This window comes from Paenibacillus sp. FSL P4-0176 (assembly GCF_037975265.1).
GTDB lineage: Bacteria > Bacillota > Bacilli > Paenibacillales > Paenibacillaceae > Paenibacillus > Paenibacillus amylolyticus.
Genome location: NZ_CP150242.1, coordinates 127,976 through 153,040, shown reverse-complemented (window position 1 = coordinate 153,040; position 25,065 = coordinate 127,976). Strand labels below are relative to the sequence as shown.

General features: G+C 47.1%; 19 protein-coding genes, 10 tRNA genes, 3 rRNA genes and 1 other RNA gene. 1 reads left to right on the top strand and 32 read right to left on the bottom strand.

Going from position 1 to position 25,065, the window contains the following annotated elements; translation table 11 throughout:
* Positions 1–118: 118 nt before the first annotated feature.
* The 28 genes from MKY95_RS00770 to rho all read right to left on the bottom strand — a co-directional run bounded on the left by MKY95_RS00770 (position 119) and on the right by rho (position 19,818).
* A complete protein-coding gene (locus tag MKY95_RS00770; RefSeq protein ID WP_036616162.1) occupies positions 119–661 on the bottom strand; it encodes a DapH/DapD/GlmU-related protein in 543 nt (180 codons plus the stop codon).
* Positions 658–1,314, bottom strand: coding sequence for a pyrophosphatase PpaX (ppaX, locus tag MKY95_RS00765; RefSeq protein WP_017691276.1), 657 nt, complete (start codon positions 1,312–1,314; stop codon positions 658–660). Before ppaX ends, MKY95_RS00770 begins: the two co-directional genes overlap by 4 nt.
* Before the next feature lie 6 nt (positions 1,315–1,320).
* On the bottom strand, positions 1,321–2,346 hold the full coding sequence (gene lgt / locus MKY95_RS00760; protein ID WP_036616160.1) for a prolipoprotein diacylglyceryl transferase: 1,026 nt from the start codon (positions 2,344–2,346) through the stop codon (positions 1,321–1,323).
* A 121-nt stretch (positions 2,347–2,467) separates the two neighbouring features.
* Positions 2,468–3,406: an HPr(Ser) kinase/phosphatase gene (gene hprK / locus MKY95_RS00755; RefSeq protein WP_017691278.1), complete on the bottom strand. Its 939-nt coding sequence runs from the start codon at positions 3,404–3,406 to the stop codon at positions 2,468–2,470.
* Between the two features lie 418 nt (positions 3,407–3,824).
* On the bottom strand, positions 3,825–4,952 hold the full coding sequence (gene ugpC / locus MKY95_RS00750) for a sn-glycerol-3-phosphate ABC transporter ATP-binding protein UgpC (protein ID WP_017691279.1): 1,128 nt from the start codon (positions 4,950–4,952) through the stop codon (positions 3,825–3,827).
* A gap of 103 nt (positions 4,953–5,055) precedes the next feature.
* On the bottom strand, positions 5,056–6,249 hold the full coding sequence (locus tag MKY95_RS00745) for a helix-turn-helix domain-containing protein (RefSeq protein WP_051447417.1): 1,194 nt from the start codon (positions 6,247–6,249) through the stop codon (positions 5,056–5,058).
* A gap of 144 nt (positions 6,250–6,393) precedes the next feature.
* Positions 6,394–6,466, bottom strand: a tRNA-Lys gene (locus tag MKY95_RS00740).
* A 7-nt stretch (positions 6,467–6,473) separates the two neighbouring features.
* Positions 6,474–6,559: transfer RNA gene (locus MKY95_RS00735), tRNA-Tyr, on the bottom strand.
* 12 nt (positions 6,560–6,571) lie between these two features.
* Positions 6,572–6,644, bottom strand: a tRNA-Phe gene (locus MKY95_RS00730).
* 21 nt (positions 6,645–6,665) lie between these two features.
* Positions 6,666–6,743, bottom strand: a tRNA-Asp gene (locus MKY95_RS00725).
* 9 nt (positions 6,744–6,752) lie between these two features.
* Positions 6,753–6,828, bottom strand: a tRNA-Thr gene (locus MKY95_RS00720).
* Positions 6,829–6,833: 5 nt separating this feature from the next.
* Positions 6,834–6,909 (bottom strand) — tRNA-Val (locus MKY95_RS00715).
* A 9-nt stretch (positions 6,910–6,918) separates the two neighbouring features.
* Positions 6,919–6,995, bottom strand: a tRNA-Met gene (locus tag MKY95_RS00710).
* A gap of 43 nt (positions 6,996–7,038) precedes the next feature.
* Positions 7,039–7,130, bottom strand: a tRNA-Ser gene (locus MKY95_RS00705).
* Between the two features lie 81 nt (positions 7,131–7,211).
* Positions 7,212–10,137 (bottom strand): 23S ribosomal RNA (locus MKY95_RS00700).
* Positions 10,138–10,345: 208 nt separating this feature from the next.
* Positions 10,346–10,421, bottom strand: a tRNA-Ala gene (locus tag MKY95_RS00695).
* A 22-nt stretch (positions 10,422–10,443) separates the two neighbouring features.
* Positions 10,444–10,520 (bottom strand) — tRNA-Ile (locus MKY95_RS00690).
* Positions 10,521–10,556: 36 nt separating this feature from the next.
* A 5S ribosomal RNA gene (gene rrf / locus MKY95_RS00685) occupies positions 10,557–10,673 on the bottom strand.
* Positions 10,674–10,831: 158 nt separating this feature from the next.
* Positions 10,832–12,384 (bottom strand): 16S ribosomal RNA (locus MKY95_RS00680).
* The 16S, 23S and 5S rRNA genes sit together here with 10 tRNA genes alongside, the layout of an rRNA operon.
* Positions 12,385–12,732: 348 nt before the next feature.
* Positions 12,733–13,002, bottom strand: a complete 270-nt coding sequence (locus MKY95_RS00675) for a pro-sigmaK processing inhibitor BofA family protein (protein ID WP_036607241.1) — start codon at positions 13,000–13,002, stop codon at positions 12,733–12,735.
* 34 nt (positions 13,003–13,036) lie between these two features.
* Positions 13,037–13,312 carry a DUF2508 family protein gene (locus tag MKY95_RS00670; RefSeq protein WP_036607244.1) on the bottom strand — a complete coding sequence of 92 codons (276 nt, stop codon included), beginning with the start codon at positions 13,310–13,312 and terminating at the stop codon, positions 13,037–13,039.
* Positions 13,313–13,497: 185 nt separating this feature from the next.
* Positions 13,498–14,097 carry a recombination mediator RecR gene (recR, locus tag MKY95_RS00665; RefSeq protein ID WP_036607246.1) on the bottom strand — a complete coding sequence of 200 codons (600 nt, stop codon included), beginning with the start codon at positions 14,095–14,097 and terminating at the stop codon, positions 13,498–13,500.
* A 36-nt stretch (positions 14,098–14,133) separates the two neighbouring features.
* Positions 14,134–14,445, bottom strand: a complete 312-nt coding sequence (locus tag MKY95_RS00660) for a YbaB/EbfC family nucleoid-associated protein (RefSeq protein ID WP_036607248.1) — start codon at positions 14,443–14,445, stop codon at positions 14,134–14,136.
* A gap of 41 nt (positions 14,446–14,486) precedes the next feature.
* On the bottom strand, positions 14,487–16,232 hold the full coding sequence (dnaX, locus tag MKY95_RS00655; protein WP_036607251.1) for a DNA polymerase III subunit gamma/tau: 1,746 nt from the start codon (positions 16,230–16,232) through the stop codon (positions 14,487–14,489).
* Between the two features lie 174 nt (positions 16,233–16,406).
* Positions 16,407–16,674: signal recognition particle sRNA large type (gene ffs / locus MKY95_RS00650), an RNA gene on the bottom strand.
* 147 nt (positions 16,675–16,821) lie between these two features.
* Positions 16,822–17,019: a 50S ribosomal protein L31 gene (gene rpmE / locus MKY95_RS00645; protein WP_036607255.1), complete on the bottom strand. Its 198-nt coding sequence runs from the start codon at positions 17,017–17,019 to the stop codon at positions 16,822–16,824.
* Positions 17,020–17,121: 102 nt separating this feature from the next.
* On the bottom strand, positions 17,122–18,396 hold the full coding sequence (locus MKY95_RS00640; protein WP_047841136.1) for a radical SAM protein: 1,275 nt from the start codon (positions 18,394–18,396) through the stop codon (positions 17,122–17,124).
* 96 nt (positions 18,397–18,492) lie between these two features.
* Positions 18,493–19,818, bottom strand: a complete 1,326-nt coding sequence (gene rho, locus MKY95_RS00635; RefSeq protein ID WP_036607258.1) for a transcription termination factor Rho — start codon at positions 19,816–19,818, stop codon at positions 18,493–18,495.
* Between the two features lie 124 nt (positions 19,819–19,942).
* Between rho and MKY95_RS00630 the strand changes: the two genes are divergently transcribed.
* Positions 19,943–20,092: a hypothetical protein gene (locus tag MKY95_RS00630; RefSeq protein WP_339196378.1), complete on the top strand. Its 150-nt coding sequence runs from the start codon at positions 19,943–19,945 to the stop codon at positions 20,090–20,092.
* Positions 20,093–20,283: 191 nt separating this feature from the next.
* Here MKY95_RS00630 and MKY95_RS00625 read toward each other — a convergent pair whose 3' ends face one another.
* The 4 genes from MKY95_RS00625 to MKY95_RS00610 form a co-directional block, all read right to left on the bottom strand.
* Entirely contained in the window at positions 20,284–21,537 is a 1,254-nt protein-coding gene (locus MKY95_RS00625) for a UDP-N-acetylglucosamine 1-carboxyvinyltransferase (protein ID WP_036607261.1), read from the bottom strand.
* A 147-nt stretch (positions 21,538–21,684) separates the two neighbouring features.
* Positions 21,685–22,539, bottom strand: a complete 855-nt coding sequence (gene fba, locus MKY95_RS00620) for a class II fructose-1,6-bisphosphate aldolase (protein ID WP_036607263.1) — start codon at positions 22,537–22,539, stop codon at positions 21,685–21,687.
* A 260-nt stretch (positions 22,540–22,799) separates the two neighbouring features.
* Positions 22,800–23,186 carry a response regulator gene (locus MKY95_RS00615; RefSeq protein ID WP_017691292.1) on the bottom strand — a complete coding sequence of 129 codons (387 nt, stop codon included), beginning with the start codon at positions 23,184–23,186 and terminating at the stop codon, positions 22,800–22,802.
* Between the two features lie 226 nt (positions 23,187–23,412).
* Entirely contained in the window at positions 23,413–25,017 is a 1,605-nt protein-coding gene (locus tag MKY95_RS00610) for a CTP synthase (RefSeq protein WP_036607266.1), read from the bottom strand.
* Positions 25,018–25,065: the final 48 nt, after the last annotated feature.

Sequence of the window (25,065 nt, the reverse complement as noted above, 5' to 3'; positions counted from 1 at the left end):
GATCGACATATCGTTTTATATGCACACCATTACGCTCGCCAATCGGTATTTATATACGAAAAAAGCTGCCATAAGCAGCTTTTAACTTCAACCCATCTTCATTCATTACTTTATTGACTCAATGCACACTACCCTGAGAAGAATCATCCGTGTTAAAGACAGTTTCTTCTGTAGAAGCTGCCGCGCGGGATAAATCACGAAGTGGATTACCTCCAACAAAAGCTCCTGGTGCAACATCCTTATGTACGACAGCTCCAGCAGCCACAACAGCTCCATCTCCTATAGTTACCCCGGGCAGAATCGTTGTATTGGCACCTATCAGTACATTTTCCCCGATAATCACCTCACCGAGTCTGTACTCCTTAATGAGATACTCATGAGCGAGAATCGTTGTGTTGTAACCGATGACCGAGTTTTCGCCGACCGTTATTTTCTCCGGAAAAAATACATCCACCATCACCATCAGGCCAAAGGCTGTGTGTTTTCCCACCTTCATACCGAGCATTCGGCGGTAAATCCAATTCTTCACCGATAGGATCGGACAGTAACGTGACAACTGGATCCAGATAAAATTACGAACGCCCTTCCACGGACTCACTGTCTTGTAGATATGCCAAAGTGCATTCTGGTCCTCTACCGGATAGCGGGTTACTTTTCTCATGAACGTCCCGTTTCAATACGGATGAGTTTCAATAAATCTCTCATGTCATGCAACATATGATCGGGTCCATATCCGTTCAGGATTGTTTCCCCTTTAAGGGACCATGCAACCCCCGCCGAGAGTGCGCCCGCATTTTGAGCCGATTGGATATCCACTGGACTGTCACCCACCATTAACGTTTTGGCAGGATCTGCACCCAGTTCCGTCATCGCTTTCAGTACCGGTTCAGCGTGCGGCTTCGGATTCGTTACGTCAGTTACTGTTACAATCGTCTTCATATACTTCAATAGGTCAAAACGTTCTAGCACCTTTAATGTAGATGGACGAATTTTGGTTGTGACCACACCCATCACAATGCCAGCCTGATGCAGCGCCTCTACTACCTCAATGACATGTGGAAAAGGTCTAACCATCGCTTCATGATGGATATCATTATAAGCACGGTAACCTTTCACGTACTCGGAGACTTCCTCCTGGCCAGAGAAGGTACGCATTTGCTGCTCCAGTGTGCCGCCCATATGTGGAATAATCTGTTCCCGTGTCCATGGAGCTGAATGCTCCCATCCCCCCATGACATGCTGGAATGAGCTGATAATCAGCTCATTGGTATCAATAATCGTGCCATCCAGATCAAACAATACCGTGTCAATCATGTTGCATTACTCCTTTTTATCATCAACTTGCTTGGATTCATCTTTGGCTGGAGGTGTTAACTTATTCTCTTTGCCAGCAACTGTTCCCGTATGCTCCATATCATCTGAGGTAACTTTGGACGATACAATCGGATCACTGTAACGAACATCTGCTTTACCTGTCACTCTTCTCACCACAATGAATACAACAGCAACAATAATGATGCCAATAGCGAGCAGTTGCGAGATTCTTACGTTACCGTAAGCAGGATCAAGATATCCTTGTTCAAAGCCCATTGCAGTCATTGGAGACCATAGCCCGTTTACTAATGAAGCGACCCATTGCGGAGCCTGGAAGCCAAGACTGTCCGTACGTAGAGCTTCAATGAAGAAACGACCGATAGAGTACCAGATGAAATAAGACATGAACAGTTCACCTGAACGCAGAAACTTCTGACGACGCAGAACCAGCAGCAAGACCAGACCAACGAGACTCCACATCGATTCATACAAAAACGCAGGATGGTGGAATACGCCTTCTACGTTCATTTGATTCACAATAAAGTCTGGCAGATGAAGCTTGTCTCTCAAAAATGATTCTTCTACAGGACCGCCGTAGGCTTCCTGATTCACAAAGTTCCCCCAGCGTCCGATCAACTGTCCAACGAGCAGTCCAGGCGCACAGATATCGGCCATACGCCAGAAGTTATATCCTTTACGACGGAAGAAAATAACTGCACAGATGATTGCACCAATAAGGGCACCATAGATGGCGATACCGCCATTCCATATTTTAAAGACATCCCAGAAATTATCTTTATAATCTTCCCATTTAAATGCGACGTAGTAGATGCGGGCACCAATGATGGCAGAAGGCACGCCCAGCAAGACCATGTCCATGAACACTTCCTGTGGAATATTGTATCGTTTGCCCTCCCGGATCACGAGCAGGAGTCCTATAAGTGCCGCGGCACCAAGAATAAGCCCGTACCAGTGAACCTTTAACGCTCCAATAGAGAACGCAATCGGGTTCAACAGTAATAATGTATCCATTCATTCACACTCCTATTTATTCAATCAATCGCACGCATGACGAATGGTTGGCATACACTGCGCCTTAAGAGAAGCAGTACATGTCAACCATTTATCTTCATTTCCTTGTATAAAATATTTCTTAATCCATGTCTTCCATATCTTCCGAGATGGTTGCTGTCAGCTTGTTCGTGAATTGCAGCGCAGCATTCAGACCCATCTGTTTCAGGCGATAGTTCATACCTGCCACTTCAATAATAACCGCCAAGTTCCGTCCCGGACGAACAGGAATCGTAACAAGAGGTACATCCGTATCAATGATACGTGTAGTCTCTTCATCCAGACCCAACCGATCATATTGTTTATCCTGCTGCCATGCCTCCAGACGTACAACCAAGGTAATCCGTTTGTTATTCCGAACCGCACCAGCCCCGAACAATGTCATGACGTTGATAATACCGACACCTCGAATTTCGAGTAAATGACGGATCAATTCAGGTGCAGTACCGTGCAACTGAAAATCTGACGTTTGGCGGATCTCTACCGCATCATCGGCAATCAATCGGTGTCCACGTTTCACCAGTTCAAGCGCTGTTTCACTCTTACCAATACCGCTGCTACCTGTGATCAGCATACCTACGCCATAGACATCACAAAGTACACCGTGAATGGTTGCTGTTGGTGCCAATTTCTTTTCCAGGAATCCCGTGATCCGGCTGGATAGAATCGTTGTAGCCATGTTGCTGCGAAGTACAGCCAGATTCTGTTCTTCACTAATATCAATCAGCTCTTGTGGAACTTCCAGTCCACGCGTGACAACGATACAAGGTGTCTCTTCCGTACAAAGACGTTGCATACGATCGCGCCGCTCTTGCTCAGGTAACATTGCAAAGAAAGCTAATTCCGTTCTTCCAAGCAGCTGTACCCGTTCTTGTGGATGGTATTCAAAATAACCGGCCATTTCCAGACCAGGACGATTCAGGTCATCTACCGTAATGACTCTTTTCAATCCGTGAGATCCAGAAACAACCTCCAACTGAAATTGCTGCACCAGTTCAGATACTTTCACTTTTTTCGCCATTTGTCTCTTCCTTTCAGCATTAGCTGTCCCTCTATGTACATCAGATCGTGTATCAGTTATTTCCATTATTAGCGCATTCACAACATGAGGTACAGAATGCATACCCTTCCAACAGTCAATTCTCTCAAATAAATGAAGACAGACCTTCAAATAATCTTAAATGAATTCCGGGATGAATGCAATCGCAGCCTCCGACAACCATTAGTAAGAAAAGTCTTCTGATCGAAGCACCTTCTAGGATACTACATTCGTAGTTTAAGGGGTGTTTTTCTTGCGATTATTAATCCTTCCACTCTGCCGAAACTTATATATTCATTAATCTTAAAAAAGCCCCTTCCAGCAATAACGGAAGGGGCTCTCATTACAATGTATAATTGCGTTAACTGTCAGGTTCCATCGTCACCGAGGAATCCCAGTATTATTTGTCTTGAAGAAGTACGTTCACTTCAGTCTCTTTGTCAAAGATATGAACTTTGTTCATGTCGATGGCCATTTTAACTGTGGAACCATCACGAGTGTTAGAACGTCCGTCTACACGTGCGATCGTTGTATCATTACCAACACCGCTCAAGTAGAGGAGCATTTCGTGACCCAGGTTCTCTGTAACATCTACGTGTGTAGAGAATACAGAGTTCGGGGATGCTTCCAGGAATACTGGCTCTTCGTGAATGTCTTCTGGACGAACACCCAGAATCACTTCTTTACCAATGTATCCTCTAGATTTCAACACTTGTGCTTTACCTTGCGGGATTTCAACATCCACACCAGGAGCTATGAAATGCATGCTAGTACCTTGCTCAGCGAGTTTACCCGAGATAAAGTTCATTGTCGGGGAACCGATGAAACCAGCTACGAACAGGTTAGCCGGCAGGTTGTACAACTCTTCCGGAGAAGCTGCTTGTTGGATGATACCATCCTTCATAACAACGATCCGATCACCCATCGTCATAGCTTCGATCTGGTCATGCGTTACGTAGATAACAGTTGTTTCCAAACGTTTCGCAAGTTTAGTGATCTCAGCACGCATTTGACCACGCAGTTTGGCATCCAAGTTGGAGAGAGGCTCATCCATCAAGAACACTTGTGGATCACGGACAATCGCACGTCCCAAAGCGACACGTTGACGTTGACCACCGGACAATGCCTTAGGTTTACGCTCAAGCAAATGTTCGATATCCAGGATTTTAGCTGCTTCACGTACACGTTTGTCGATCTCATCTTTTTTAACCTTACGCAATTTCAAACCAAACGCCATGTTTTGATATACGCTCATATGCGGATACAAGGCATAGGATTGGAATACCATCGCGATATCGCGGTCTTTAGGTGCAACATCATTAACGACACGGTCACCGATATAGAGTTTACCTTCAGAAATTTCCTCAAGGCCTGCGATCATACGAAGTGTTGTTGATTTACCACAACCGGACGGACCTACCAGTACCAGAAATTCTTTATCTTTAATGTCCAGGTTAATGTCAACTACAGTTGCTTTATCAGAACCCGGGTATTTTTTGAAAATATGCTCTAAACGTACTCCAGCCATGATTGTTGCCTCCTCAGAGATCATTTTGTAATCGAATACAATTTGTATTTTTATAATACCCTATCTACGTGAGGTTTGACTATTCGCAAACTGCACAAAAATATCAATGCTTTTTCGTCACTTTGTACATTAGTAGTAAAAACTGCACTAGAACAGCACTTTCGAAGTGCCTCACATCGTAACTAATCTCCTGTTTTATCTTGTCCAGACGATAAACCAACGTATTACGATGAATGAAAAGTCGTTTCGCTGTCTCGCTGACATTACAGTCCAGGCTAAAAAAGGTCTCCAGCGTAGCAAGTGTCTCACTGTCATTGAAGATTACCGTGTCTTTACCAGTTTCCTTTATAAAACGTATACGTTGATCATCTGGAATGCTCGCTACCAACCGCTCCAGGTGAAGATCCCATGGGAGATGAATATGCTGCGTAACATGGAATGCTCTCCCTAAGTGAACACTTTCTTTAAGAAGAACTGTGACCGATACAAGTTGTTGCGCAGGAATGCATGGCAGAGATGCAGACAGATGGAACACCCCAGCCCACTCACTGGCAACCAATTCATGTAACCCCAGACAAAAAGCGTTCAGTGAATCCTTTTTGGCTTCCGTTGTATCTTCTTCGGCTTCTTCAGTAACAATTTCTTTATCACCCATGAAAATCCACTCTTGCTCCCCCAAAGGAATCAAGACTATCTCCTCGCCAAAGTAACTCTCAAGCAACTTGTTGAGTTCCTTGGATCGTAAACGATGTGCATCCGGTGTATCCCCTTGCAGCAAGAAGAGAATCTTCTCAGCATTTAAGCCTGCGGGCACCACAAAGCGATCAGGAACCGCTTCAGATTCCTGCTTGGTTGGTTCTTCGATCTGCTCTTTAAGCCAGAGACCCAATTCAGTCAAATACTGCTCCCTATCATTCTCATATACAACAGGTTGTACCTCATCGGGTAGAGCCGTGTTAGTACGGATCAAAAGCTCAATCAATTGTCGTGTCTCCACGGTAATAGATTTTGCAGGGCATCCCCAACACACGACAGTCTCTTCTTGCTCATTCATCCGAACCTTAAAAAATATACGCTTTCCCGTATTCAAACTGATCACATCGGATGAAATTGGAGATGCAGATTGATCAGATAACTCCTGACGCTCACCTTCATCACCAAAGGTCTCTGAATTTTCATGATTACCAACTAGATTGGCAACAGATTGCATCCATTCTTCTATTGTAATTTCATATTCGTCCAAATTTGTGCCTATAATGACTTCAATTTGCTGTTTTAGATCAGGTATGAGCTTCATATAATGAACGTCACCACTCTGCATGTTTTCTATTAGTTTATCATATCTTGCCCAGCATTAATAAATATCCATATTGAGATAAAATTACACAACAAAAAAAGAGCAACTAATCAAATTAATGATTAATCACTCTTTTCTTAAAGATGAGTCATGAAGGGCTCGAACCTTCGACACCCTGATTAAAAGTCAGGTGCTCTACCAACTGAGCTAATGACTCATAAAACTGGTGGAGGATGATGGATTCGAACCACCGAACCCGTACGGGAGCAGATTTACAGTCTGATGCGTTTGGCCACTTCGCTAATCCTCCAGGGATTAAAGGTGGCTCGGGACGGAATCGAACCGCCGACACGAGGATTTTCAGTCCTCTGCTCTACCGACTGAGCTACCGAGCCATATTTAATTTTTAGGATTAATGGCGGAACCGACGGGATTCGAACCCGCGATCTCCTGCGTGACAGGCAGGCATGTTAGGCCAACTACACCACGGTTCCAGGCATTAATGGTGCCGGCGAGAGGACTTGAACCCCCAACCTACTGATTACAAGTCAGTTGCTCTACCAGTTGAGCTACACCGGCGTATATGGTGGAGGCTGAGGGGATCGAACCCCCGACCCTCTGCTTGTAAGGCAGATGCTCTCCCAGCTGAGCTAAGCCTCCTGGGTAATATGGTAGCGGCGGAGGGGATCGAACCCCCGACCTTACGGGTATGAACCGTACGCTCTAGCCAGCTGAGCTACACCGCCATATAAATTGTGTCTTGATTGCTTGTCCATCTTTAGGTAAAGATGGCGGAGAGAGAGGGATTCGAACCCTCGCACCGCTTACGCAGTCTAACCCCTTAGCAGAGGGTCCCCTTATAGCCACTTGGGTATCTCTCCAAATAACAATCATCAACATCATTCAAGGATTGCTCCCTGAAAACTAGATTCGAAACGAAACATGCGAATTACAACTTGCTATTGGATAAGCCCTCGACCGATTAGTACTGGTCAGCTCCATGCATTGCTGCACTTCCACCCCCAGCCTATCTACCTCGTCGTCTTCAAGGGGTCTTACATACTGGGAAATCTCATCTTGAGGGGGGCTTCACGCTTAGATGCTTTCAGCGTTTATCCCGTCCGTACATAGCTACCCAGCGGTGCTCCTGGCGGAACAACTGGTACACCAGCGGTACGTCCATCCCGGTCCTCTCGTACTAAGGACAGCTCCTCTCAAATTTCCTACGCCCACGACAGATAGGGACCGAACTGTCTCACGACGTTCTGAACCCAGCTCGCGTACCGCTTTAATGGGCGAACAGCCCAACCCTTGGGACCTACTTCAGCCCCAGGATGCGATGAGCCGACATCGAGGTGCCAAACCTCCCCGTCGATGTGGACTCTTGGGGGAGATAAGCCTGTTATCCCCAGGGTAGCTTTTATCCGTTGAGCGATGGCCCTTCCATGCGGTACCACCGGATCACTAAGCCCGACTTTCGTCCCTGCTCGACTTGTAGGTCTCGCAGTCAAGCTCCCTTATGCCTTTGCACTCTTCGAATGATTTCCAACCATTCTGAGGGAACCTTTGGGCGCCTCCGTTACTCTTTAGGAGGCGACCGCCCCAGTCAAACTGCCCACCTGACACTGTCCCCGCACCGGATTACGGTACCAGGTTAGAACCTAGATACGATCAGGGTGGTATCCCAACGTTGCCTCCACGCAAGCTGGCGCTCACGTTTCAAAGGCTCCCACCTATCCTGTACAGATCGTACCCAAATTCAATATCAAGCTGCAGTAAAGCTCCATGGGGTCTTTCCGTCTTGTCGCGGGTAACCTGCATCTTCACAGGTATTAAAATTTCACCGGATCTCTCGTTGAGACAGCGCCCAAGTCGTTACGCCATTCGTGCGGGTCAGAATTTACCTGACAAGGAATTTCGCTACCTTAGGACCGTTATAGTTACGGCCGCCGTTTACTGGGGCTTCGGTTCACAGCTTCGGATTGCTCCTAACCACTCCCCTTAACCTTCCAGCACCGGGCAGGCGTCAGCCCGTATACTTCGCCTTACGGCTTCGCACAGACCTGTGTTTTTGCTAAACAGTCGCTTGGGCCTTTTCACTGCGGCCCCCTCGTGCTATTCACACTACCGGGGCACCCCTTCTCCCGAAGTTACGGGGTCATTTTGCCGAGTTCCTTAACGAGAGTTCTTCCGCGCGCCTTAGAATACTCTTCTCGCCTACCTGTGTCGGTTTGCGGTACGGGCACCATCACCTGGCTAGAGGCTTTTCTTGGCAGTGTGAGATCATGACCTTCGCTACTATAATTTTCGCTCCCCATCACAGCTCAGCCTTACAATGTGCGGATTTGCCTACACATCAGCCTTACTGCTTAGACGGACATCCATCAGTCCGCGTCACTACCCTACTGCGTCCCCCCATTGCTCATAACGGCTTACGGTGGTACAGGAATTTCGACCTGTTGTCCTTCGACTACGCCTTTCGGCCTCGCCTTAGGTCCCGACTTACCCTGAGCGGACGAGCCTTCCTCAGGAACCCTTAGGCTTTCGGCGGATCAGATTCTCACTGATCTTTTCGTTACTCATACCGGCATTCTCACTTGTATAATGTCCAGCGCTCCTTACGGTACACCTTCAACCCTTATACAACGCTCCCCTACCCCTGATGCAAAGCATCAAGCCATAGCTTCGGTGGTGTGTTTAGCCCCGTTACATTTTCGGCGCAGAGTCACTCGACCAGTGAGCTATTACGCACTCTTTCAATGGTGGCTGCTTCTAAGCCAACATCCTGGTTGTCTGTGCAACTCCACATCCTTTCCCACTTAACACACACTTGGGGACCTTAGCTGATGGTCTGGGCTGTTTCCCTTTTGACAATGGATCTTAGCACTCACTGTCTGACTCCCGGAAGTAAGTCTATGGCATTCGGAGTTTGACTGAGCTTGGTAACCCTTGCGGGCCCCGCACCCAATCAGTGCTCTACCTCCACGACTCTGTTTTCCGAGGCTAGCCCTAAAGCTATTTCGGGGAGAACCAGCTATCTCCGAGTTCGATTGGAATTTCTCCGCTACCCCCACCTCATCCCCGCATTTTTCAACATGCGTGGGTTCGGGCCTCCAGTGCGTGTTACCGCACCTTCACCCTGGACAGGGGTAGATCACCCGGTTTCGGGTCTACGTCCACGTACTCATTCGCCCTATTCAGACTCGCTTTCGCTGCGGCTCCGGCTCTTCACCTTAACCTTGCACGGGAACGTAACTCGCCGGTTCATTCTACAAAAGGCACGCCATCACCCCTAAAACGGGCTCTGACTTTTTGTAAGCACACGGTTTCAGGTTCTATTTCACTCCCCTTCCGGGGTGCTTTTCACCTTTCCCTCACGGTACTGCTTCACTATCGGTCGCTAGGAAGTATTTAGCCTTGGCAGATGGTCCTGCCGGATTCATACGGGGTTTCACGTGCCCCGCACTACTCGGGATCCGTCTCGGAGGGAACAGACTTTCAACTACAGGGCTTTTACCTTCTTTGGCGGGCCTTTCCAGACCTCTTCGCTTAACCGGTTCCTTTGTAACTCCATGTGAGACGTCCCACAACCCCAAAGAGCAAGCTCTCTGGTTTGGGCTTCTCCGCGTTCGCTCGCCGCTACTGACGGAATCACTATTGTTTTCTCTTCCTCAGGGTACTTAGATGTTTCAGTTCCCCTGGTATGCCTCTACATAACCTATGTATTCAGTTATGAGTAACTGGAAATTACCCCAGCTGGGTTTCCCCATTCGGACACCCCCGGATCAAAGCTTGCTTACAGCTCCCCGAGGCAGTTTCGTTGTTCGCCACGTCCTTCATCGGCTCCTAGCGCCTAGGCATCCTCCGTGTGCTCTTAGTAGCTTAACCATATTGCTCCGGTTTTGACTGCTCGCTTCCCTTTTTTTTGCTTGCGCAAAGCCAAAAGTCGCTCCCATTCAATACCCTCGCAAAAGCAATTTAACTACCGTTTTTATTGAAACTTGTTTGCACAAGTTCAGCTAAAAAGGAATGTTCTAATTCGCGTTTGTTTCGTTTCGATATCTAGTTTTCAAAGAACAAACTTGTAAAACTTTTTTGGTGGAGCCAAGCGGGATCGAACCGCTGACCTCCTGCTTGCAAGGCAGGCGCTCTCCCAGCTGAGCTATGGCCCCATATAAAGTTTAAAGGTATAGATGGTGGGCCCTGGTGGACTCGAACCACCGGCCTCACCCTTATCAGAGGTGCGCTCTAACCAACTGAGCTAAGGGCCCACATTACATATACTATTTGAACCCAAAATGGGTTACGCTTGGCGGCGTTCTACTCTCCCAGGACCCTGCGGTCCAAGTACCATCGACGCTGAAGGGCTTAACGGTCGTGTTCGGGATGGGAACGTGTGGAACCCCTTCGCTATCGCCACCAAACGTTTGAGAGTTTGAACTCTCAAAACTGAGCAACGAGTGAGTTGCTTGTGCTCTTCATTTCATCCACACCGAAGTGACGGACCGAAATGAATCGCTGTCGCAGGTTCTAAGAACCTGCATATTTGAATGTTTCCGTTGCAGGAAACGATTCTCCATAGAAAGGAGGTGATCCAGCCGCACCTTCCGATACGGCTACCTTGTTACGACTTCACCCCAATCATCTATCCCACCTTCGGCGGCTGGCTCCTTGCGGTTACCCCACCGACTTCGGGTGTTATAAACTCTCGTGGTGTGACGGGCGGTGTGTACAAGACCCGGGAACGTATTCACCGCGGCATGCTGATCCGCGATTACTAGCAATTCCGACTTCATGCAGGCGAGTTGCAGCCTGCAATCCGAACTGAGACCGGCTTTGTTGGGATTGGCTCCATCTCGCGATTTCGCAGCCCGTTGTACCGGCCATTGTAGTACGTGTGTAGCCCAGGTCATAAGGGGCATGATGATTTGACGTCATCCCCACCTTCCTCCGGTTTGTCACCGGCAGTCTATCTAGAGTGCCCATCCGAAATGCTGGCAACTAAATATAAGGGTTGCGCTCGTTGCGGGACTTAACCCAACATCTCACGACACGAGCTGACGACAACCATGCACCACCTGTCTCCTCTGTCCCGAAGGAAAGATACATCTCTGCATCGATCAGAGGGATGTCAAGACCTGGTAAGGTTCTTCGCGTTGCTTCGAATTAAACCACATACTCCACTGCTTGTGCGGGTCCCCGTCAATTCCTTTGAGTTTCAGTCTTGCGACCGTACTCCCCAGGCGGAGTGCTTAATGTGTTAACTTCGGCACCAAGGGTATCGAAACCCCTAACACCTAGCACTCATCGTTTACGGCGTGGACTACCAGGGTATCTAATCCTGTTTGCTCCCCACGCTTTCGCGCCTCAGCGTCAGTTACAGCCCAGAGAGTCGCCTTCGCCACTGGTGTTCCTCCACATATCTACGCATTTCACCGCTACACGTGGAATTCCACTCTCCTCTTCTGCACTCAAGTCACCCAGTTTCCAGTGCGATCCGGGGTTGAGCCCCGGGATTAAACACCAGACTTAAATGACCGCCTGCGCGCGCTTTACGCCCAATAATTCCGGACAACGCTTGCCCCCTACGTATTACCGCGGCTGCTGGCACGTAGTTAGCCGGGGCTTTCTTCTCAGGTACCGTCACCTTGAGAGCAGTTACTCTCCCAAGCGTTCTTCCCTGGCAACAGAGCTTTACGATCCGAAAACCTTCATCACTCACGCGGCATTGCTCCGTCAGGCTTTCGCCCATTGCGGAAGATTCCCTACTGCTGCCTCCCGTAGGAGTCTGGGCCGTGTCTCAGTCCCAGTGTGGCCGATCACCCTCTCAGGTCGGCTACGCATCGTCGCCTTGGTGAGCCGTTACCTCACCAACTAGCTAATGCGCCGCAGGCCCATCCCCAAGTGACAGATTGCTCCGTCTTTCCAGTTCCCTTCAGGCGAAGGAAACAATTATTCGGTATTAGCTACCGTTTCCGGTAGTTGTCCCAAACTTGAGGGCAGGTTGCCTACGTGTTACTCACCCGTCCGCCGCTAAGTATCAAGAAAGCAAGCTTCCTATCAACTCCGCTCGACTTGCATGTATTAGGCATGCCGCCAGCGTTCGTCCTGAGCCAGGATCAAACTCTCCAATAAAGTATTGAAAAGAGCGATAAGCTCATTTTGAATCTGACGAGATTAAAAATCTCATTTGTGCTCCAGTCGATTCAAGCCAAGGCTTGTCTCAAACTTTCGCGTTCATTCTGCAAGCAGAATGTTTACTCACTCGTTGTTCAGTTTTCAAAGATCAAACTTGTTTTTTCGTCACCATTTTCTCTCAGCGGCGACTTTTATAATATATCATACTTCGTTTGTTTTGGTCAAGTGTTTTTTTGAAATTCTTTTTCGAAGTTCGCAATGAACTCCTTCATTTCATCTAAAGCATCTAACCAAGCAAGCAAAGCAACGAGATATAATGTACCATATAAATATCCTGCGAGTCAACTATCCGAACAAAGAAATTTTCAACCCTAATAATAGCCCCACACCTGGCAATCCCAAAACAGTTACAGTCCCTATCGTTGCAGGGTTCAGCGGGATGTAGGTACCTGTAATCCAGCCGGAATAATTCACGATATATATCCCTACTGCAGCCAGCACCAGATGAATTCCAAATGACGTGAAAAACGATAACCCTATCCGCTTTCTGAATAAAATAACGATAAGCCCCAGTAATGATATAACCAATACACTTCCCAGTATGATACTCTTCATATGTTACACCTCCGTGTTTAATGTAAACATGACTCTACATACTAACCCCTCGCTGTGATGTAACATCATCATTAGCTCTGGCTCGCTTTGCTCTTCTCAAGTGGATCTGGTACTTCCGCTCAGCTGCCTCCAATACATAAATAGCATAATCAATCTCATCCTGCCCCTGTGCATCTTCAAACTGTCTCATAGCCCGTTCCCATTCCTGCTTAGCCATTTGAATATCTGCATAGATCTGATCCGCCTCAAGTTCCTTCAACATTCTGTTGTGTTTCTCTACCGAGTTCCGTGTATTTCGCCACAAAAACATAATCTCTCCCCCTCCTGATCAGCACAGCATATTCTCATACTTATCAGGGAAAGGACAAACTTAGAACTCGAGCATTCATTTTCTTCACAAAAAAAAGAGAGCCCTAAGGCTCTCTTTGCATATCGAAACTTATTTAGCATCCGAAGTTTCCAAGGAAGTCCGCTGCGTAATACAAATTGATCACACTAACGCATCTCCCTGCGACCTTCCAACGCTTTGGAAAGGGTCACTTCATCCGCATACTCAAGATCGCCACCTACGGGCAATCCATGCGCAATACGAGTCACACTGATCTCAAACGGACGCACCAAGCGGGAGATATACATCGCTGTAGCCTCACCCTCAATGTTGGGGTTTGTTGCCAAGATGATCTCTTTTATACGTTCATCACTTAATCGAACCAAGAGTTCCTTCAAACGAATATCGTCTGGGCCAATTCCCTCCATAGGTGAAATCGCGCCCTGTAACACATGATAGTACCCATCGAATTCCTTGGTGCGCTCCATGGCCACCAGATCTTTCGAATCCTGAACTACACAGATTACAGAGACATCCCTGGACTTATCCTGACAGATGCGACACGGGTCCGTATCAGTGATATTACAACATACAGAACAGTAATGAAGATTACGCTTCACACTTACGAGTGCTTTGGCAAAATCGATAACGTCATCTTCCTTCATGTTAAGCACATGAAAAGCTAAACGCGCTGCCGTCTTGGGACCCACACCCGGCAACCGGGTGAAGGCATCAATCAGCTTGGCTATTGGTTCGGGATAATACAATCGATTGTGTCTCCTTTGACAGGATCAATTTTTTAATTAAAATAATCCCGGAATATTCATGCCGCCTGTGAACTTGCCCATATCCTTGTTGGCAATCTCATCGGCTTTGGCCATAGCATCATTAACAGCTGTCATAACGAGATCCTGCAACATTTCAACATCTTCCGGATCTACCGCTTCAGGTTTGATCGTGATAGCAAGCAATTTCTTGTGTCCGTTAACTTCAGCCGTCACTACACCGCCACCAGAAGTACCTTGGACTGTTTTGTCCGCCAGTTCCTCTTGTGCTTTCAGCATTTGCTCCTGCATTTTCTTCACTTGTTTCATCATTTGGTTCATGTTGTTCATAATTGTTCATCTCCTTTGTTATGGTTATCGCGCTATGCGCATTATTCTTTGATCACTACAAGATCCTCACCAAAGAGCTGGATGGCTTCATCAATCCAAGGCTGTTTGTTGCCTGAACCGCCGTCTTCATGCTCAGGTTCAAGCTTAAAGTCCTCCTTTGGCGCTTCAGAAGCTCCCTCCATTGCTCCAGTCCAATCTTTGAGCATCATCGTCACCAATCGTGCCGAACGCCCAAGATGTTCCGACAACACCCGCTCAATGACTTCGCGGTTAGCCTGCTTCTCCGTCGTTTCACGGTGAATATTGTTTTTAAAAGCAACCAACACATTGTCTTCAAGCAATGATACCGGCTCACCATCCACAAACCAGGCGTGAACGGTAACCCGCTCTTCCTTCACTCGTTGCAGGATCTGACTCCATTTTTTGCTGATCTCTGCGAACTCAGGGGCTCCCTTGCGCGCAACATACTGATCCAACTGTGCAGGAAGCTTCGCAGGTGAATTGCCTCTCGATACCGGCGCTCTTGTTGCCGGGCGAGATGGAGCACTCGATGAACCTTCTCCACCAGACAAACCACTTTTCAGTGCACGATCCAACTTCTTCTCCAACTCAGCAAGCTGCTGCTTCAAGCGGTTGATCTCACCCCCATCAGCAGGTGCTGCATGAGCTGAAGCTCCCACCTGAACAGAAGCCTCACCTTGAGCTGGAATACTACACAGTTTAAGCAATGCAACTTCAAATAATGTCTGTGGTTGTACTGCATATTTCATTTCACTCTGGTACCGATTAAGGGTGTCAATCATGTGGAACAGTTGTTCCTTGGTGAATGACTCCGCCATATCACGGAAAGACTCCGGATTAAGTACCCGGTCCGTCAGTTTATCTGCATCAGGTACCATCTTAATCATAAGCAAATCACGGAAATAATACAGTAAATTCTCCATGCACTTGTCTGCACTCTTTCCTTCATGCATGAAACCTTCAATCATCTGCAAAATATGACCAACATCACCTTTGAGCAGCGAAGCAGCCAGTTTGGCAAATTGCTCTGAAGCAATTCCACCCGTCATGTCCATAACCTGCTGGTACGTTACTCGTCCATCCGTAAATGAAGAGATCTGATCCAGCACACTAAGTGCATCCCTCATTCCACCGTCCGATAAACGGGCAATGTATTGGAGCGCATCCTGGTCAGCTTCCATGCCTTCCTGTTCACAGATCAGTGTAAGTCTCGCTGTCTGCTCTTCCAGGGACACCCGACGAAAATCAAATCGCTGACAGCGCGATATAATGGTAGCCGGAAGGCGGTGCGGTTCCGTTGTTGCCAAAATAAACATCACATGTGGTGGTGGCTCTTCCAATGTTTTGAGCAAAGCATTGAATGCCTCCGTTGTCAGCATGTGCACTTCATCAATAATATAGACTTTCTGCCGGACTTCGGTTGGCGCATATTTAACCTTTTCCCGAAGATCACGTATTTCCTCAACGCCCCGATTGGATGCAGCATCAATCTCTTGCACATCCATCACAGCGCCAGTCGTAATTCTGCGGCAAGCTTCACACTCGTTACAAGGTTCAGGCGCAGGCCCACGTTCGCAGTTCACAGCTTTGGCCAAAATCTTGGCGGCACTTGTCTTTCCCGTTCCTCTGGGCCCGCTAAATAAGTAGGCATGGGAAGTCCGCTGTTCACGAATCGCGTTCTGCAAGGTCTGAATAATATGCTGTTGCCCCACCATATCTTGAAACGACTGGGGACGCCAAGCCCGGTATAACGCGATATGCTCCATGATGCGTTACCTTCCTTCCACTTCGCATTCGAGTCCTTTGTCGTTCCCCTATTATACTATATTCCAGGGTGAATCCAAACTTTATCTGACTCATTCATGCGTGGTTTATTAAGACATATCAAAAAGACCTCTGCATACATACAACTGCAAAGGTCTCTACATTTAAAAGGTAAGCCGTGCACCTGCTATCGATATTTGCGATCCAAGTGGCACCCCTGAACAATAGCTCGGGCTAGGCAACCCTCCGGCACAAGAGTGATCTCACTTATGGCTGCTTCCTTCCGGACCTGACCAGGTTCATGAGTACTCATTGCGGAGGACCCAACCGTCAACACCACGTTTAGGGACCAAACCTCACATCGGCAAAACCTCTAGCAGGAATTCAACCTCGCTATAGCGGATTGCGAGTTACAGGGCACCGCTACCTCCCCATCTAGCACGGTAAGAAATAGTATAACGTAAGGTTATCCAAATTGCAACCAGAGGAACGTGAATGCGATTATGCTTAACATATAACATATAAAAACCCCTGCCAGATCAGCAGGGGTGTGTTGGATGCAATTAGCAGACAACTCCAAGAATTGTCCAATTAGATTCCGTATTTCTTTTTGAAACGATCAACACGGCCGCCAGCATCGATAAACTTCTGTTTACCTGTGAAGAACGGGTGGCACGCGGAGCAAATCTCTACACGAAGTCCGTCTTTAACCGAACCTGTCTCAAAAGTATTCCCGCAAGCGCAAGATACTTGACCAATCGTGTAATTAGGATGAATTGCTTCTTTCATTACCTTTCACCTCTTTCCGCCCTGAGCCTCAAGCGGACCCAGAGTAAATGGCACAACCCTGAGATTATAACACGACCTTGCGCCTGTTGCAATCCATTATTGTTAAGAGGTAATCAACCGTTTTGGACGTGCCATTCCAGCGGGTGGAACATGAGTATACGATCCAATCACAACACCAGGCAACTCGTCTTCAAAGATCTCAATCATCTGCTTCATGCCCAAGATATCACCTTGAGCAGGAGGAATTAATTCCAGATAGCTCTCTGGATCAATATTGAGATTACGCATCTGAATCAAGCGTAGATCGGTTCTTCTTGCAAACTCAATCATCGCCTCAATCTCTTCTTCACGATCTGTTACGCCTGGGAAGATCAGATAGTTAATGGACGTGTATACACCCTGCTGCGCTGCGTATTTCATCGACTTCTCAACATTGGCTAAGGTATAACCACGTGGTTTATAGTAAGCGTTATAATGGTCATCCAGTGCACTAATTGTACTTACGCGCATCAGATCCAATCCAGCATCTACAATACCTCTAATGTGATCATTCAGACCGGCATTGGTATTAATGTTGATATACCCCATGTCCGTTACGGAACGCACTTCGCGAATCGCTTCAATAATCAGCTTGGCCTGCGTGGAAGGCTCCCCTTCACAACCTTGTCCAAAACTAATGATGGACTCCGGCGTCTTCAGGTGTTCCAGCATAACCTCCACAATCTCATCCACACGTGGTCGGAAGTTCATACGTGTCTGCGGGGAAACAAAGCCGCTATCATCCGGTTGCTCGGAGATACACCCGAAACAGCCCGCATTGCAAGAATAGGATACCGGCACTCCACCTTCCCAACGATTCAGGAACGTGTTTGATGAAGTTAGACATTCATATCCAAGCGCACAGTTGGATAGATGGGTGTAAAGACGGTTCTCGGGGTATTGCTCCGTCAATCGTTTGACCCCGGAACGCACATCGTCACGATCACAGTTGAGTGGATTCCATTTTTCAGGACTATCCGACTTCGAAGCGGTGACATAGAAACCGCCATCTTTCCAAACTACTGCGGAATAGCCGAATAACGGCAATTTATACTCTTTATCCGTCTTCACATAACCAGGGAGACACAAACGAGTGAATCCCTGTGGAAGCAAAGCACCTACAGCCTGTGTGTCTGTTGGCATTGGCAGCATCTCACCGGTGTCCGGGTCCATACCAATGGGCCGGGTACTCGGGAGTCCAACCAACGTTGCACCTTCTGGCAGAGGAATCAACTCATCCTCCATAATCTCAACGATCATATCTCCACTGCGGGCAAGCCCGTACAGGGAAGGATGATCAAATACATTACCTTTTTCATCTGCGTATACTAAATACATGATGTTCTCCTCACATCTAATGGGTTAAACCTAACGACGAGTGTATTGTAAAATTTACAGCAACGCTGTAAAAGTATGTTATTGGTCGAACGACACTTAAGTCGATGTACCTGACGTTGCTGTCTGTCTAGGTGAGCGACGGGTTGTTGTTGTACCCGAATTGCTTGTCGGGCTATTACCAGCCGAATCAAATGCCGCCAAAAACTCTGCATTTGTCTTGCTGTTACGAAGTTTTTTCAGGAATCCTTCAACAAAGTCATGGGAATCATTCATGTTTTTACGAATTGCCCAGATTGTATCCAACTCTTCCTTGCTGAGCAACACTTCTTCACGACGTGTACCGGAACGACGAATGTCGATCGCCGGGAATATGCGGCGCTCTGCCAGACGACGGTCCAGATGGAGCTCCATGTTACCTGTACCCTTAAACTCTTCATAAATGACATCATCCATACGTGATCCCGTATCAATTAATGCCGTTGCCAGGATCGTCAAGCTTCCGCCTTCCTCCACATTCCGGGCAGAACCGAAGAAACGTTTCGGACGATGGAACGCAGCTGGATCAATACCACCACTAAGTGTACGACCGGATGGTGGAATAACCAGGTTATATGCACGGGCGAGACGCGTAATGCTATCCAGCAGGATAACAACATCTTTTTTGGCCTCAACCAGACGAAGCGCACGCTCAAGCACCAATTCCGCCACCTTAATATGATTCTCAGGCAGTTCATCAAATGTCGAAGCCACAACTTCCCCTTTTACCGAACGCGACATATCCGTTACTTCCTCTGGACGTTCATCAATCAACAGGACAAACAGTTCAATTTCAGGATTGTTAGTTGAGATGCTGTTGGCAATTTCTTTGAGGAGAAGCGTTTTACCCGCTTTGGGAGGTGCTACGATCAATCCGCGCTGTCCCAATCCTACCGGGGCGAGCACATCCATAATTCGTGTGGACAAATGGTTGGGGGATGTTTCGAGAACCAGTTTTTTCTGCGGATACAGTGGGGTTAGTGCCGGGAAGTGAAGTCGCTCTGCAGCCGCCGATGGATTCTCACCATTTACAGCGTTGACTTGCAACAAACCGAAGTATCTCTCGTTTTCCTTAGGCGTTCTACACTTACCTGATACGAGGTCACCTGTTCTTAGGTCAAACTTGCGAATCTGAGAAGCTGAGATGTAGATGTCTTCCGTACTTGGCAAGTAGTTGATAGGTCTTAAGAAACCGTAACCTTCAGGTAAAATCTCGAGTACGCCTTGCATGAACATCAGGCCGCTCTGTTCAGCTTGTGCACGTAGTATAGCAAAGATTAATTCTTTCTTTTTTAACGTACCATAGTAAGGTATCTGATATTTTTTGGCCAGTTTGTAGAGGTCCGTTAGTTTCATTTCTTCCAAATCGGAAATTTGTAGATCCATATAATAACCACCTATTCAATTAATAAGTCCGTGTGAAATGGATAGTTTCGCTAGATGTTCCGGCTATAGAGAGCGGCGTCTGCCACAATCCCTTCTGTCCATTGTACGGAATGTAACCGTTATAATGCAAATACTTGTCTTTGAGTGTAAGTTTCCGGGTGGGATGGCCAACATTCGGCAAGATCCGGTATTGAGTGAACGATGCATTGAGGCGATCAATCCGGATAGACCGGCTATGGAGCGCAGTTCAAACAAAACCGGGGGTTGGGGATGAGAAATGATGTTCTTACAGCCATATGAAGTTTAATTCAAAAAAAGACCCTCCGGTAAAGGAAACAGAAACATTTCATCTTATGCCGGAGAGACTGAGAACTCTATTAAAACAGGTTTACCTAATCATCAAAAAGATATGCAGTTCAGTTAAAATAAACATGCGTAGGACTGAATCATGCATAATGCTTCTTATTAATCAGTTTCCCGCCATACATCTGCACCGAGCAGGCGCAGATTAGTCACCAGATGATCATAACCGCGGTCGATATATTCGACCCCCGTTACTTCAGTCACACCTTCACTGACGGTGAGACCTGCAATCACCAGCGCTGCTCCAGCGCGAAGATCGGATGCTTTTACTTTGGCCGCGTTTAATGCACTGCCTTCAATGATTGCTGACCGTCCTTCTACTCGAATCTTTGCACCCATCCGCACTAACTCAGGCACATGCTTGAATCGATTACTGTATACAAAGTCGCTCAGGACGCTCACACCGGTTGCCTGTGTCAAAACACTGGTCATTGGTGACTGTAGATCCGTTGGGAAACCAGGATATACAAGTGCCTTCACGTCCACATGGTTATAGCTTGGTTTACCAATGACACGTATACTTTCATCCAATTCCTCAATGCCAACACCCATTTCTAGCAGCTTTGCCGTTAAAGCTTCCAGATGTTTGGGAATCACATTGTCAATCAGAACATCTCCGCGCGTTGCCGCTGCAGCGATCATATACGTACCTGCTTGGATACGGTCCGGAATGATGGAATGACGGCAGCCTTTAAGCTCCGAGACCCCTTCAATACGGATCGTTTCGGTACCTGCACCCTTGATGCTGGCACCCATGGAATTCAGAAGTGTTGCTACATCTATAATCTCAGGCTCTTTAGCCGCGTTTTCGATAATTGTAGAGCCTTTGGCACGAGTAGCCGCCAGCATGATATTAATGGTTGCGCCGACACTGCTTACATCAAGATAGATTTTTGCTCCCCGCAGCTCTTTGGCATGCAAATGAATGGAGCCATGTTCGTTTGTTACGGTTGCGCCAAGCGCTTCAAACCCTTTGATATGTTGATCAATTGGACGAGGCTCAAAATTACAGCCCCCTGGTAAACCTATGGTCGCTTCTTTGAAACGCCCTAGCAATGCACCCATCATATAATACGAAGCACGAAGCTTCTTCACGGGACCATTCGGCATAGGAATGGATTTGATGTCAGAAGGGTCAATCTTCATCTGACTGCCTTCCCAAGTTACGTGTGCTCCGAGTTCCTCCAAAATTTCTGCATAAACCGCCACGTCACTCAAAAGCGGCAGGTTGTCCAACACGACTTCTGACTCGGCAAGCAATGCTGCAGGAATAAGCGCAATGGCGCTGTTCTTGGCGCCGCTTATAGTTACAGTTCCCTGTAACGGACGTCCGCCACTAATCATCAATTTTTCCATAAAGCTTAATGTCCCCCTACGTGTTTTGCAGCCGATGAACGGCAATACGTGCTGTTGGCTTCCGATGTAGAAATAAGGTGTGAAAATGGAAAGACACCGGCTAGGCGGTGTTTTTCCATTTCACAGTATGGAACTGGTAAAGATAAATTACGCTTTGTTGTTAGAACCAAACTCGCGGATTTTACCTTTAACGGTTTCTTTAATTGCTTCACGGCCTGGTACGATGAATGTACGTGGATCGTAAGCGTCTGGTTTAGCTGCAAGCACTTCACGAACCACTCTTGCAAAAGCAATTTGGTTCTCTGTGTTTACGTTGATTTTGGACGTACCCAGGGAAATGGCTTTGTCGATGTCGTGTTTAGGAATACCTGTACCACCGTGCAATACGAGTGGAACTTGTACCGCGTCACGAACTTCTTCCATTTCTTTGAAGCCCAGGTTAGGCTCGCCATGGTAAGGACCGTGTACGGAACCAAGAGCTGGTGCCAATGTATCGATACCTGTTTCTTTAACGATACGGATACACTCGTTCAGGTCAGCGTACATGATACCGCCGATAACGTCGTCTTCTTGTCCGCCTACAGTACCTACTTCAGCTTCTACAGAAACGCCTTTAGCGTGTGCATATTCAACAACTTTTTTAGTCATTTCGATGTTCTCATCGATAGAGTGGTGGGAACCGTCGATCATTACGGATGTGAATCCAGCGTCGATCGCTTCTTTACACTTGTCGAAGCTTGAACCGTGGTCCAGGTGAATTGCAACTGGAACAGTGATTTTCATGTCGTGAATGAGTCCTTCTACCATTTTAACTACAGTGTAGAAGCCACCAATGTGACGTGCTGCGCCTTCGGATACACCCAAGATTACTGGGGATTTCTCTTCTTCAGCAGCACCAAGAATCGCTTGAGTCCACTCAAGGTTATTGATGTTGTATTGACCAACTGCATATTTTCCTTCAAGTGCTTTGTTCAACATGTCTGTCATAGATACTAATGGCATGGTTTCAATCCTCCTAGGGGTTTGGGTTGTGTCTATGGTTTTTAGCCGAAATCACATACGGGCTTATTATACCACATCCCATGTCAAATACTAAACAAGCATTTGCAAAAATGCTGTGCTTTGCAGCACAGTTTTCATAGACACCGCTTTATAACTTCCCCATTTCCAATATTCCCCTGATGAAGGAGTGAAATACCTCATTTTCCCACTTAGTACCTTCTATGTTCTCCACACGCAAAAAAATCCTGTATCAACAGGATTCAGCTGCATTTATTGGCGGTACCGTTGCGAAGTTGCATATTCACAGCCACTCGCATCTCGTCGATATCAAACGGTTTCGTAAAGTGCATGAGCGCTCCGAGATCCGTGGCTTCCTTAATCATGTCCAGTTCACCATAAGCGGTCATCATGATCACCTTGATACCCGGATCAATTTCTTTAATATGCTTCAGGATTTCCAGACCGTCCATCCCAGGAATCTTCATATCGAGCAATACCAGGTCAGGCTTGTCATTATTCACAATCTCCAGAGCAACCTTGCCGTTGGGTGCTTGAAACGTGTTATACCCCTCACTGCTGAACACTTCCATTAACAGGATTCGAATACCATTCTGGTCATCAACAATCAAAACTTTTTTATCTTCCACTCTGTAACCTCCTAGAATTAGGAAAGCATGCACATCTTCGAATCTGGATAACTATCCCATAGTCGTCATGATAAGTATTCTACCTCTTCCATTAAAATCCTGCTACCTTCACAAAATGACAAAAAGCATTTCCACCTGCTTTCTACGCAAAAAAAGGATGTTCCGGCATCCGCTATGGTTGCCAGGAACATCCCCAATATCTATTACGTTAACACAAAAAAATTTATTACTTCTGCGCATTCACCAGAGAAGCTTTTACAAAATCACGGAACAATGGTTGCGGACGGTTCGGACGGGAAGTGAATTCCGGATGGAATTGTACCGCCAGGAACCATGGGTGTCCTGGAAGTTCCACGATCTCAACCAGACGTCCATCCGGGGATGTACCCGAGATAACCAGTCCTGCTTTTTCGATCGTTTCACGGTATTCATTGTTGAACTCATACCGGTGACGGTGTCTCTCATACACCAGCTCGTCATCATAACAAGCCATCGCCAAAGAACCTTCCTGAAGCTTACAAGGATACAGACCCAGACGCATCGTGCCACCCAGATTCTCGATATCTTTTTGCTCAGGCAACAGATCGATCACAGGGAATTCCGTAGCTGGATTAATCTCGGAACTGTTCGCACCATTCAAACCAACGATGGAACGTGCATACTCAATAACGGAAACCTGCATACCCAGGCAAATACCGAAGAACGGAATTTGTTTCTCACGAGCATAACGAATTGCCGATACTTTACCTTCAATACCACGATCTCCGAATCCACCAGGAACAAGGATACCGCCAATACCATGTAACAGGTCGCCTACATTCTCATCCGTAATATCTTCAGAAGGAACCCAGCGAATTTTCACATCAGCATTGGATGCAAATCCTGCATGAGACAACGACTCAACAACACTCAGGTATGCATCATGCAACGCTACATATTTACCAACAATAGCGATCTCAACTGTATGCTCCAACTTGTTGATCCGGTCAACCAGCCCTTCCCACTCGCTCATATCCGGTGCAGGAGTAGTCAGTTTCAGGTGATTTACCACGATCTCATCCAAGCCTTCTTCACGCAGGTTCAAAGGTACTTGATACAAGGTGTCTGCATCACGACATTCAACCACGGCATTCTCATCAATGTCGCAGAAGAGAGCGATCTTGGCTTTCATGTCTTTAGACAATTCATACTCCGTACGGCATACAATCACATTCGGTTGAATACCGATGCTGCGTAATTCCTTAACACTATGTTGCGTTGGTTTTGTTTTCACTTCACCAGCTGCTTTGATATAAGGAATAAGTGTTACGTGGATGTACATCACATTGTCGCGACCTACATCACTCTTGATCTGACGGATAGCTTCCAGGAAAGGCAAACTCTCAATGTCGCCCACTGTTCCACCAATTTCCGTAATAACCACATCCGAACCCGCTTCACGTCCAGCGCGGAATACACGCTCTTTGATCTCGTTCGTAATGTGTGGAATAACTTGTACCGTTCCGCCCAGATATTCCCCGCGCCGCTCTTTGCTGATGACGGAAGAGTATACTTTACCAGTCGTGACGTTGCTGTTTTTGGAGAGATTGATATCAATAAAACGTTCATAGTGGCCAAGGTCCAGATCCGTTTCCGCGCCATCATCCGTTACAAAAACCTCACCGTGCTGATAAGGACTCATTGTTCCCGGGTCGATGTTAATATATGGATCAAATTTCTGGATCGTTACCTTAAGCCCTCTGTTTTTCAGCAATCTGCCCAGAGAAGCAGCCGTAATCCCTTTGCCCAGGGAGGACACAACTCCGCCCGTCACGAAAATATACTTTGTCACTGTTATTACCCTCCTAATATAAGTACAGAAATTCAGGCGATATATGGT

What these genes read in the sequence shown, in the direction of transcription:
- dnaX (WP_036607251.1), bottom strand. Translation starts at nt 16,232, where the DNA reads ATGGAGCATATCGCGTTATACCGGGCTTGGCGTCCCCAGTCGTTTCAA.
- MKY95_RS00660 (WP_036607248.1), bottom strand. Translation starts at nt 14,445, where the DNA reads ATGAACAACATGAACCAAATGATGAAACAAGTGAAGAAAATGCAGGAG.
- MKY95_RS00745 (WP_051447417.1), bottom strand. Translation starts at nt 6,249, where the DNA reads ATGAAGCTCATACCTGATCTAAAACAGCAAATTGAAGTCATTATAGGC.
- fba (WP_036607263.1), bottom strand. Translation starts at nt 22,539, where the DNA reads ATGCCATTAGTATCTATGACAGACATGTTGAACAAAGCACTTGAAGGA.
- MKY95_RS00640 (WP_047841136.1), bottom strand. Translation starts at nt 18,396, where the DNA reads ATGTATTTAGTATACGCAGATGAAAAAGGTAATGTATTTGATCATCCT.
- hprK (WP_017691278.1), bottom strand. Translation starts at nt 3,406, where the DNA reads ATGGCGAAAAAAGTGAAAGTATCTGAACTGGTGCAGCAATTTCAGTTG.
- MKY95_RS00625 (WP_036607261.1), bottom strand. Translation starts at nt 21,537, where the DNA reads ATGGAAAAATTGATGATTAGTGGCGGACGTCCGTTACAGGGAACTGTA.
- MKY95_RS00770 (WP_036616162.1), bottom strand. Translation starts at nt 661, where the DNA reads ATGAGAAAAGTAACCCGCTATCCGGTAGAGGACCAGAATGCACTTTGG.
- rpmE (WP_036607255.1), bottom strand. Translation starts at nt 17,019, where the DNA reads ATGAAAGAAGCAATTCATCCTAATTACACGATTGGTCAAGTATCTTGC.
- MKY95_RS00630 (WP_339196378.1), top strand. Translation starts at nt 19,943, where the DNA reads ATGCAAATACTTGTCTTTGAGTGTAAGTTTCCGGGTGGGATGGCCAAC.
- ppaX (WP_017691276.1), bottom strand. Translation starts at nt 1,314, where the DNA reads ATGATTGACACGGTATTGTTTGATCTGGATGGCACGATTATTGATACC.
- MKY95_RS00670 (WP_036607244.1), bottom strand. Translation starts at nt 13,312, where the DNA reads ATGTTTTTGTGGCGAAATACACGGAACTCGGTAGAGAAACACAACAGA.
- lgt (WP_036616160.1), bottom strand. Translation starts at nt 2,346, where the DNA reads ATGGATACATTATTACTGTTGAACCCGATTGCGTTCTCTATTGGAGCG.
- rho (WP_036607258.1), bottom strand. Translation starts at nt 19,818, where the DNA reads ATGGATCTACAAATTTCCGATTTGGAAGAAATGAAACTAACGGACCTC.
- ugpC (WP_017691279.1), bottom strand. Translation starts at nt 4,952, where the DNA reads ATGGCTGGAGTACGTTTAGAGCATATTTTCAAAAAATACCCGGGTTCT.
- MKY95_RS00675 (WP_036607241.1), bottom strand. Translation starts at nt 13,002, where the DNA reads ATGAAGAGTATCATACTGGGAAGTGTATTGGTTATATCATTACTGGGG.